This is a genomic window from Erythrobacter sp. (genome assembly GCF_023653175.1).
Classification (GTDB): domain Bacteria; phylum Pseudomonadota; class Alphaproteobacteria; order Sphingomonadales; family Sphingomonadaceae; genus Erythrobacter.
In genome coordinates this window covers 1-9,920 of the sequence record NZ_JAMNXL010000136.1, presented here as the reverse complement: position 1 = coordinate 9,920, position 9,920 = coordinate 1, and the positions used below count along the sequence as shown (strand labels likewise).

The window sequence follows — 9,920 nt, the reverse complement described above, 5'->3', positions numbered from 1 at the left end:
TGCAAGGGCTTTCGCCCTATATGTTCGAAGTCGACGCCGCATTGTTTCTGTCACAGCGCGGCGATCTCACGGCGCGGATAGAGGGCGAGGTCGACCAGCGGATCACGCAGCGTCTGATCTTGCAACCGCGCGCCGAGGTGAACCTGTCGGCGCAGGACATTCCGCGCCTCGGCATCGGTTCAGGGATCGACTCGGTCGAGGTCGGCGTGCGGCTGCGCTACGAATTCATCCGCGAGTTTGCCCCCTATATCGGCATCGAACAAAGCTGGCGCCTCGGCGGCAGCGCCGATTACGCCCGCGCACGCGGCGATGATCCCAGCGTTACCAATTATCTCGTCGGCATCCGTTTCTGGTTTTGAAGTAAAGGAATACCCCATGAAATTCGCATCTCTCCTCGCCACAATTGCCATGATTGCTGCGCCGCTTGCGGCCCCGTCGATCGCGCTTGCCCATACGCGCGTCGTGGCCTCGACTCCTGCTGAGGGCGCAACCGTTGTGCGCCCGCGGGCGGTGACCCTCACATTCAGCGAAGCCTTGTTGCCGCCGACCGCCGCCGCCAGCATCGTCATGACCGCGATGCCTGGGATGGCGAACCACGGCGAGATGGTGATCCGCAATTTCACGACGGCCTGGAGCAATGGCAACAAGACCATGACGCTCACCCTGCGGCAGCCGCTGCGCGCCGGAACCTATGAGGTGCGCTGGCAAGCCGCCGGAGCCGATGGGCATCGCATGAACGGCACCGTCAACTTCATCGTCAGCTGACCACAGCGTGGGGAGTTGGACTGAACAGGGGTTGCGCTTCGCGCATTATGGTGCGCTGCTTTGCCTGTTCGGTTGGACGGCGTTTCGTTTGCTGAAGCTGCGGCACCTTGAGTGGGTGTCGCAGGATGAGGGCAGGACTGCCCTGACCCTCGTCGCCATTTGTGCGCCGCTGTTGTCAATCGCGCTGATGCTTGTGTCGATTGCAGCGATGATGGGCGCGCCGATTGCTTCGCTCGACTGGCCGATGATCGAGGCGATGATCATCGGCACCGAGATGGGCATGGCGTTTCTGGTACGCCTTGCGCTGCTGATCGCCGGCCTTTGCGCACTGCTGGCAGACCGAGCAGGGAGGCAAGCCACGCTGATTGCGGCCATGTGCTTCGCTGGCGCATTGCTGACGCTCAGCTGGAGCGGCCATGCGGCTGCGACTGAAGGCGGATTGGGCCTGTTCCACCGTTTGAACAATGGCGTCCATCTGCTGGCGACCAGCCTGTGGCTGGGCGCAATATGTTGGTTCCTGATGCTTACGGTCAAAGCCCATCGGCAGCCCGATCTCATCCCTGCTTTGCCGCTGCTTCGCGTGATGCACGCGTTCGCGCCGCTGGGCGTCGGCCTGGTCGCTGCAGCTGCACTGACGGGCGTGATCAACGCGCAGTTGATCTTCGGACTGGAGAACAGCGTGGCGGTTTTGACCACGCCTTATGGCATCTTGCTGGTCGCCAAAGTCATACTGGTTGGCATGATGCTGGCGTTCGGTGCTCAAAACGCCGCGATCGGACGATGGGAGGTTCTCGACCAACGCCACGAGACTGCCGAGCCCCATACCGCATTGTTGCGCCTTCGCAGAAGCCTGGCAGGCGAGCTGCTGCTGGCCGGCGGTGTAATCGGTCTGGTTGCCGTGCTGGGCACGATGTCGCCAATGATGCCAATGATGATGTAAATGCAAACGGGACACAGGGAGGAACAAGGTCATGTTAAAGAGTGAAGTGGGTCAATTGGCAGGGCGGCGCGCGGCGCGTCTCGCTGCAATGGTAGCGATCGGGCTAAGTCTGACGGCTGCGCATCCCGGGGCGCATGATGCGCCGCGAATGCCGGTCTCGGGAGCGCCGAGCGCCACTATCGACGCTGCAACACCGGTCGGAACTGTCATGGCCTTCCACGCTGCACTTGCCAGCGGCGATACGGACGCGGCGCTGATGCACCTTTCTGAAGACATCGTTATTTTCGAATCTGGCGGCGTTGAAAACAGCCGCGCCGAATATGCCAGCCATCATCTGGAAGCCGACGCTGCCTTCAGCGCCGCAGTGCCGCGAACCCTGGTCAGCCGCACGCATGGTATGCAAGGCGATATGGCCTGGGTCATGAGTGTCGAAACGGTGACCGGAACGTACCGCACGCGTGCGATCAACAGCCGGTCGGTCGAGACGATGATGCTCCGGCAAGTGAACGGGCAATGGCGTATCGTACACATTCACTGGTCGTCGGCCGATGTATCCTGAACCGATCTTCGTTTCACATCGGGCAGGAAATCTGAGGTCTCGAGCGAGATGACCCATAGTGAATTAATGGGTGCGAAGAGCACGAATACGTGCTTGTAGCGGCAGCGATCTTGCCCGCTGGTTATTGAAGACATTGGAAAAATTTGGGTGATCCTGATTATTGGTGATAATGCGGCCGGGGAGAAGATGATAAAGGTCGCGTAGCCTATGATCGAAGTGCGTCAGCTCAGATTTGCTGTTGCGACAGCCGATGCCCAGAATTTCTCACGCGCCGCCGAAGCATTGCGGATCAAGCAATCGACTTTGAGCAGACGCATAGCCGCCTTGGAAGCCCGCCTAGGGATCAAGCTCTTTGAACGCAGCACGCGCGGCGCGATACCGACCGAACAGGGCAAGGCATTCCTGAGCGTTGCCCGGCGCATCCTCACCGATATCGACAATCTTCAGACGACAGCCCGCGCCGTCAGCTATGGCGAAGAAGGCAGAATCGCGGTCGGCTTTTCTGCGTCCCTGATGGCCGGCAATATGCGCGCGACCATTGGCGAATATATGCGGCGTCACCCCGACATTCAGTTTGACGGGATCGAAGCCGATCCCGAGCGGATGCTCAGTGACCTGAAGGCCCGGATCATTGACGTCGCGCTGATGCCGTCGGATGCGCACGACGCCGGCATCTCGCGGCGCTCGGCATGGTCAGAACGATTGCTTGTCGCTTTTCCGAAAGACCATCAACTGGCCAAGTCAGACCGGCTTCACTGGAGTGATTTTCGCCGACAGGTCTTTGTATTGCCCAGCCAAAGTGTAGGCTCTGCGATGGCCCGAATTCTGCAACGTCGCTTATCGGATCAGGGCTATCGTGCGAACTTGATCATGCAAGACACGAGTCTGGAAAGTGTTTTGAGCACGGTCCCGTTCGGGCGATACATCACGCTGGCCACTGAAGCATCGATCGGTGTGCATTGGCCAGAACTGACCTTCGCGGAAATTATCGATCAAGGCGGTGCTGCGCGCCTCGATTATGCCTTCTACTGGCGCGAGGATAACGATAACCCAGCGCTGAAGCGCTTCTTCGAACTGATCAGCGAACGCTACCCGGCCTGACCCGAGCGCCGCAATTTGGCGAAGGACCGGTCGGTCGCGATGAAGCGCTCGATCATCGGCGGGATCAGTCGTTCGGGTGTGGGAGCATCTTTGGTATCGCCGCCGTTGATCGCCAAGCCATAGGCAAGCAGGTCGCGGTAGAGGCGGGATGAAAGCTCGATGGTTACCTTGACCGGCTTTTCGTCCGCCAGATCGGCCAGTTTCAATCGGGTCACGATCCGCCTCCCAACATCAGATCACGGGTCACCAGCACGCGCACCGGAAAACCGGGACGGATGGTCAGGGTTGGCCTGACATCAAGCTCGCGACTGACCACCTGTTCGCCCGCACGGCCGATGCTGTCCTGCGAGCCGCGGCGCAGCGCGCGTGTGATATTGTCGTCATTGCCAGCGCCAAGCTCGCCGCCAACGCCCAGCAAGGTCGAGACCAGCGCCGCGCGCAGAACTCCGCCCCAATGAAAGTCCACGCCGTCCTGCAGCCCGGCAAAGCCGGACGGATCGCCGCCGGGTTGGCGTTCCAGCACGATCGACCGGCCATCGGGCAAGATCAGCCGGTTCCATGCGAGTTGAACCCGGCGCTGGCCGAAGGACACGTCGGCATTATAGTCACCAATCAGCCGCGAGCCCTGGGGGATGAGCAGAATGCCCCCGGTGACGCTGTCATAGACAGGCTCGGTCACCTGCGCGGTGACCTGACCCGGAAGATCGGAACGAATCCCGGTGATCAGCGCTGCAGGAATGATGCTGCCCGCCTGCAAGACATGGGTGCCCGCAGGCGGTTCGATCCGGCTCGCTGATACCGTCCGGCGCTCGGCGGGGCGCTCGGCAAAGGCGGGACGCTGAGCCTCTGCTGCAAGCTGCGGCACCGGCGGCCCACTTCCGGCATCGGCAACTTCCGATCCGTCACCGACAGCAGCTGCCCCCGCACTGCCACCAAAGAACAGGCGGCTTTCGCGCGCGGCACTGCGTTCCTGCAGTAGCCGCTGCCGCTCCGCCTCGGCAGCCGTCTGCGCTGGCGTTGGCGCAGGTCCGCTGGGCGGCGCAGCGCCGATCGGCGGAAGCTCAGCCACATCGCCGCGCTGTTGTGCCGCCAGGATCGGCGCACCGAGATCGCCGGGCAGGGGCGGGCCCAGCTTGGGGACATCACCATAGTCGCGAGGGGCATCGGCCAAGGCATCGGGCCGCGCTGCGCCTTCGGTGTTGAGCAGCTCCTCGCGCTCGGCCTGGCTAGCGGGCTGCAGGGCATAGATCAGCGCACCGCCGACAAGGGCAAAGCCGCAGGCCGAGGCAATGCCGATGGCTTTGCGCGACAGCCGCATGACGCGCGGGGGATCGCCGCGCAGCTTGACCGCCTCTTCTGGCGTTGCGGCAGCTTCGTCGCTCATGACGGCGTCCTCCGGCGTTCCTTGCGGATCTCGACGCGCTGCTGCGAACGGCGGTCGCCAAGGCGCAGTTCGGCGCGCTCGAGCAGCCGATCGACGATCATGAAGCGGCCTGATACGCGGTAGTTGAGGAGCTCGGCCTGATTGCCTTCGCCAAGCCCGAACAGCGGCGGCATCTGACCTTGCGCAACGCTTTCGGGAAATTCGATAAAGGTCTGCCGCCCGTCATCGAACACGCGCACCGGGCGCCACACAGGCCGATCGCCCGACAGGCGGTAGGCAAAATTGAGCGCTTCGATCGGAATATTGGCGGCAACCGGAGCGGCGCGCGCCTCGGCTTCCTGCGCCTGCTGCAAGGCGATCAGCTCGTCCTGCGGATAGGTCCAGGAGACCGACGCCATGTAGACCGACGGATTGGCGCGCAGCTCGATATGATAGGTGCGGCGGTCGGTATTGATGACGAGGTTGGTGGTGATGTCGGAGCGGACCGGCTTTACCAGAATGTGGACGCGCGCAGTGGCCCCGCGCCCGCTTACGGTATCGCCGATCAGCCAGCGCACAGTGTCACCGGCAGCAACAGGTCCGGCGCCAACCAGCTGCTCGCCTTGCTGCAGCGCAATGTCGGTCACCTGTCCCGGCGCGGCATAGACCTGATAGAGCGCGCCGGGAGCCCAGGCATAGTTCTGGATCGCGTTGATGAATTGCTCGCCCTCGGGCTGCACGCGCGCGGCGGCGTTTGCCGCTCCCACCCGATCCCGGGGGGCGGATGGCTGGGAGCGGCGCGCGGCGGGGGAGGGGGCTCGCCGCGGTTCGGATTGCGTCTGAATTGTCGCAGTGGTCCCCGCATCGGCGACCACTGGCGCCGGTTCTGATGCCACCACTTGGGCTGAAGCCGGACAGGCGGTTGTTCCAAGCAGGACGGGCAGGAGGGTCACCGCAAGGCGACCGGGAATGGGCGAGATCATGAGCCAAGTTCCTTTGACCAGTTGATGGCATTGACGAAAATGCCGAGCGGGTTCTTGCGCAGGGCATCGGGGGTGCGCGGGGTTTGGACGGTGATCGTCAGGATCGCGGTCCAGCGACTGGTCTCGGCAAGGCTCCCATCGCGGTAGCGGCGTTCGACCCAGGCAACACGGAAGCTGGTCGGCGAGGCGCGGATGACGCTGGTGACATCGATCCCGACCTGTTCGCGGCCAATTAGCGCGAAGGGATCATTGGTCCGCGCATAGTCGTTGAGCACGAGCGCGCCGCGGTCGGTGACAAAGTCATAGGCGCGCAGCCAGTTCTGGCGAACGATGATCGGATCGTCAGGAATGCTGCGTACCTGCTCGATAAGCCGCCATTGGCAGGATCGATCCTGCGGCCGCGTTCATGGGCTGATTTGGCGCTTGGCTCAATCGGGGGCAGAGCGCTCCAGTCATCGGTGGCGCGCGCACCGACGGGTTGGCCGCAACTCTCAGGGGCGGTCAGCACACGGGACTGCAGCCGCTGATCTGCATAATAGCGCGCCTTCTTCGCCTTGATCGGCGGCGCCCCAGACAAAAGCACGACTTCGTCGGTCTGCGGCAGTTGCAGGATCTCGCCGGGCGTGAGGAGTGCGCGAGCGGTTTCGGAGCGCGAGATCATCAAGTGGCCAAGCCAGGGCGAGAGTCGGTGCCCGGCATAGTTCTTCATCGACCGCTGTTCCGTGGTTGTGCCCAGCGCTTCGGAGACCCGCTTGGCTGTCCGCTCATCGTTGGTCGCGAAGCCGCGACGCCAGCGAGAGATTTGTCGGCACCGGCGTAAAGCACATGAAGGATGGCGCCGACCAGCAGCGCGTGGCTGGTCTTTTCCCAGTGATTGCGCTTCTCGAGACTGCCTTCCGGATCCACCAGAATATCTGCGATGTTCTGCACGTCGCGAACCTCATTGAGACCGCGGCGCACCTCGAGCAGCGGATTGTAAGCGGACGATTCAAGACTGGTTGGATCGAAACGCAGGGTTCGGCTGAACGTGCTGCGAAAACCGGCAGTGACATCCCAGTTCTCGCCTTTGATATCATGCACGATCGCCGATCCCGGCCAGGTCAGCAGGGTCGGGATCACCAAGCCGACGCCTTTGCCCGAGCGTGTCGGAGCAAAACAAAGGACATGTTCGGCCCCGTCGTGGCGAAGATAGCTATTCTGAAACTGTCCGAGCACTACCCCGGTGTCGGCCATTAATCCGGCCTTGCGGATGTCATCGCGGGTTGCCCACCGGGCAGTGCCATAGGTGTTGGCGTTGCGGTTTTCGCGACCGCGCCAAACGGACATCGCGATGGCCACCACGATTGCTACGAACCCGCCCGAGGTGGCGATCATCCCCCCGGTATCGAAAATCTTAGGAGCGTAGGCGTCGAACGAGAACCACCACCAGAACAGGTCATAGGGGCGATAGACCGGATGGCCGAACATGTGGAACCAAGGCGCGCCGAGCTCTGGCTGAAAGCCAAGCGCCGCGGCTGTCCACTGGGTTGCGGACCAAACGCTCGCAACAATGATGATCAGCACCGCGACGATTTGACCCCACAGGATTTTGGCAGCCGACATGTCGCAACTCCGCTTCGTTTACGCTTAGGTCGGTGAGCTTCGGAGAAGTTGGCAAGCGAGGAGTTGGGTTGTGAAGGCCTTGGCGTAGAAACGGACAGGTTTGCGCAGATCGTTAGATCGGCTCCCACGCATAATCCGGTGTGCCCGACCAAGTCAGCCGAACCATTGCGCCTTGCACCACCGACTGCACGACGTTTGGCCAGAGCGCAGCGATGCAGGTGCCGCCTGCGTGGCGGACCGAGAGGTAGATGATGCCGTTGTGGCCCTCGACGCGTGCCTGCGCGGCAAGGATATTGCCAGCAGCATAACCGGTCGCGGGGTCGGCATCGAGCGCGGGATGATCCGCTGCCTCGCGCAGGTCAACGAACACGCCGGCCATGCTCGCCAGCATTTCGCCATATTCGACAACCGCGTTGAAGTCGCCAGCGTCAGCAAGTGCCTTGGTTAGGTGATGCCCGACTTCTGCAATGCAGGTTTCAACCGCCAGCGCTGCATACCATGCACCGCGGTCTGCAGGGTTGAAGCGCATCGGCTCGCGCGGTTTGGCATAAGCGAAACTGGCGTTGATGAAACGGGAATGGGGGACGCCGTGAACCAGTTCTTCAGGGCTGAGTGCGCCAAGCCCGCGCTCCTCGGCAACCAACCGCCCGCTGGTCGCGCCTTCGATCTCGGCAAGCAGCACCAACTCGTCGGAATCGTCCGCCAGCGGCGCGAGCACGGCTTCGCGCAGCCGCGCGCTGGCCACAAGCCTGATGGTGCGCGGGAATGCCTCACGCACCAGCGGCAGTGCGGATTGCGGCTCAGAGCCCGCCACGCAGCGCGTCGATATACTGCCGGGTTTCGAGCATCCGGGGAATGCCGCCTTCAATCATCGCTTCGACCGGCGACTTCGCGCCGAAGACCGGCGCCCGGTTGGGCAAGCGCGGCCAGCGGTCGGCCATCGCATCGGCGAACAGCAGGTGCAGCCCCTTGAACACACCGATCAGGGCAGAGGCACGGGTCAGCTGGTCCTGGCTCAAGGTGCCATCCCATTTGCCGGCCTTGATCCGGTCCCATGTACTCTCGGACACGCCAAGCAGCGCAGCACCTTCGGCATTGCTGCCACCCCAGGCATCGACAAGCCGCAACACGGCCTTGACCGCCGCGCCGGTCAGTCGCTTGCGGTCGCCGTCGCCCGAAAAGGTCTGCAGGCCTGCCGCTGCCGGAGCCGCTTGATGGGTGAATGCTGTGCTCGCCATGATCGCTTCTCCTGACGCGAGTATACGCATCACATGGTGCGATTGTCAAGAATGGGTCGATACCGGTCAGCTTGCCACATCATATCTCGATCGACCTGCTTCGGCCCAGTGTCCATTCGATGCCACCACCTGACCGCGGTTGGCCGCTCACATATTGCCCGAGCTGCCGGTCGAGCTGCTTTGACCAGGGAACAAGCGAAAACCCAAGGCCATCGTCGATCATCGCAAACCGGCCCGAAGCAAGTTGGATGCGCTGGCGATATAGGCCTGATACCTCACCGGACGATCGGCTTTGGCGATAGGGCAGGCCGTGCTCACGCGAAAGTGCGGCACCAGCGTCGGCAAGGTCGCGCTCGCGCAATGTGCCAAGCAGATTGCGGGACAGGGCGAACCGGTCACCGCGGCGATGAGCCAAGCCCTCGCCTTCCAGATATTCGAGCCGGCGCGTTTTCGCTGCTTCAACTTCGCTGCCGAATCCTGTGCCGAGCGTAAGTGGCTCCGATGCAATCAACTGCTTGTCGAGCCAGGTGGCTCCGCGGCTGCACTGCTGGGTAGCAAGATCGCAATCGGAATGGGTCAGGAGCGAGGATTGCTCACGGCCGCGCCGATCAGTCCAGGCGCGCAGCTCGACGATTGCGCCCGGCGCAGCATCACCGGTCATGTCGATGTCGGAGAATTTGCAATGATGGACCCGGCCATCCACGCCGTCGACCACGGCATAGGCCTTACCTGTCAATTCATTGTGCAGGCCACGCTCGACCAGTCGCCCGATGACGGGCTCGCTCGCCCTTTCATTGTGAAGGGCAAATCGACCCGCTTCAGCGGCAAGGCCGTGCCCAGTCATGGCGCGGTGCATCGTCTTGATGATATCGCCTCTGGTGCCAAGCTCTCGCAAGGTTTGCTCCAGTGCTGGCTTCAACCGCCAGCAGCCAGGCGCGATCTTGTTTGCCAGTCCCATGCGCTCGAGCTTCGTGGCGCGGCCGATGAGATGCTGATTGACCGGGTTGGCGATCCGCTGCGGATCGGGGCGCAGGTCGACTACGCCGCCGGGGCCATCACCAAGCGTTTGCAGCTGGCGGTCAAGACCGGTCCAGCGATCGGCCTGCACCTCGCGGGCCAAGCTTCGATCAATGTCCTGCTGGGTTCGGGTGCCCAGTTCCATGGTCACCAGATGCGCGGCGCGAGCCCGCATGCCCTCGCTGATGTAGCTGCGGTCGATAACCAGGTCGCGGCCATCGTCGGCCTTGCCGCGGACCAGAATGTGGATGTGGGGATTGTCGGTGTTCCAATGGTCAACGGCGACCCAGTCGAGACCGGTGCCAAGATCCTTTTCCATCTGGGTCAGCAGGTCTCGGGTAGGCAGCAGGAG

11 protein-coding genes and 2 pseudogenes are annotated in these 9,920 nt (G+C 62.7%); 5 read left to right on the top strand and 8 right to left on the bottom strand.

Going from position 1 to position 9,920, the window contains the following annotated elements:
- The 5 genes from NBV68_RS14095 to NBV68_RS14075 form a co-directional block, all read left to right on the top strand.
- The coding region (locus tag NBV68_RS14095; protein WP_296310782.1) for a copper resistance protein B at window positions 1-359 on the top strand (359 nt) is incomplete at its 5' end.
- Between the two features lie 16 nt (window positions 360-375).
- Window positions 376-765 carry a copper homeostasis periplasmic binding protein CopC gene (copC, locus tag NBV68_RS14090; protein ID WP_296310780.1) on the top strand — a complete coding sequence of 130 codons (390 nt, stop codon included), beginning with the start codon at window positions 376-378 and terminating at the stop codon, window positions 763-765.
- A 31-nt stretch (window positions 766-796) separates the two neighbouring features.
- Window positions 797-1,705 (top strand): CopD family protein, encoded by a 909-nt coding sequence (locus tag NBV68_RS14085; protein ID WP_296310778.1) that lies wholly within the window; start codon window positions 797-799, stop codon window positions 1,703-1,705.
- A gap of 31 nt (window positions 1,706-1,736) precedes the next feature.
- Complete coding sequence (locus NBV68_RS14080; protein ID WP_296310777.1) at window positions 1,737-2,264, top strand: nuclear transport factor 2 family protein; 528 nt, start codon at window positions 1,737-1,739, stop codon at window positions 2,262-2,264.
- A gap of 207 nt (window positions 2,265-2,471) precedes the next feature.
- Entirely contained in the window at window positions 2,472-3,365 is an 894-nt protein-coding gene (locus tag NBV68_RS14075; RefSeq protein WP_296310776.1) for a LysR family transcriptional regulator, read from the top strand.
- Here NBV68_RS14075 and NBV68_RS14070 read toward each other — a convergent pair.
- The 8 genes and pseudogenes from NBV68_RS14070 to NBV68_RS14035 form a co-directional block, all read right to left on the bottom strand.
- Window positions 3,353-3,580, bottom strand: coding sequence for a DUF2274 domain-containing protein (locus NBV68_RS14070; protein WP_296310775.1), 228 nt, complete (start codon window positions 3,578-3,580; stop codon window positions 3,353-3,355). The two genes, NBV68_RS14075 and NBV68_RS14070, sit on opposite strands and share 13 nt — an antisense overlap.
- Complete coding sequence (locus NBV68_RS14065; protein WP_296310774.1) at window positions 3,577-4,749, bottom strand: TrbI/VirB10 family protein; 1,173 nt, start codon at window positions 4,747-4,749, stop codon at window positions 3,577-3,579. The genes NBV68_RS14070 and NBV68_RS14065 overlap by 4 nt, the downstream gene beginning before the upstream one ends.
- Window positions 4,746-5,711, bottom strand: a complete 966-nt coding sequence (gene trbG / locus NBV68_RS14060; protein WP_296310773.1) for a P-type conjugative transfer protein TrbG — start codon at window positions 5,709-5,711, stop codon at window positions 4,746-4,748. Before trbG ends, NBV68_RS14065 begins: the two co-directional genes overlap by 4 nt.
- A pseudogene (gene trbF, locus NBV68_RS14055) lies at window positions 5,708-6,085 on the bottom strand (conjugal transfer protein TrbF); the annotation flags it as partial. The gene trbG and the pseudogene trbF, both read right to left, overlap by 4 nt.
- 116 nt (window positions 6,086-6,201) lie before the next feature.
- A pseudogene (locus NBV68_RS14050) lies at window positions 6,202-7,313 on the bottom strand (type IV secretory system conjugative DNA transfer family protein); the annotation flags it as partial.
- A gap of 112 nt (window positions 7,314-7,425) precedes the next feature.
- Entirely contained in the window at window positions 7,426-8,127 is a 702-nt protein-coding gene (locus tag NBV68_RS14045) for an RES family NAD+ phosphorylase (protein WP_296310771.1), read from the bottom strand.
- Window positions 8,114-8,551, bottom strand: coding sequence for an antitoxin Xre-like helix-turn-helix domain-containing protein (locus NBV68_RS14040; RefSeq protein WP_296310769.1), 438 nt, complete (start codon window positions 8,549-8,551; stop codon window positions 8,114-8,116). The genes NBV68_RS14045 and NBV68_RS14040 overlap by 14 nt, the downstream gene beginning before the upstream one ends.
- A gap of 79 nt (window positions 8,552-8,630) precedes the next feature.
- Window positions 8,631-9,920: DUF3363 domain-containing protein (locus tag NBV68_RS14035; protein ID WP_296310767.1), on the bottom strand; the 1,290-nt coding region annotated here is incomplete at its 5' end.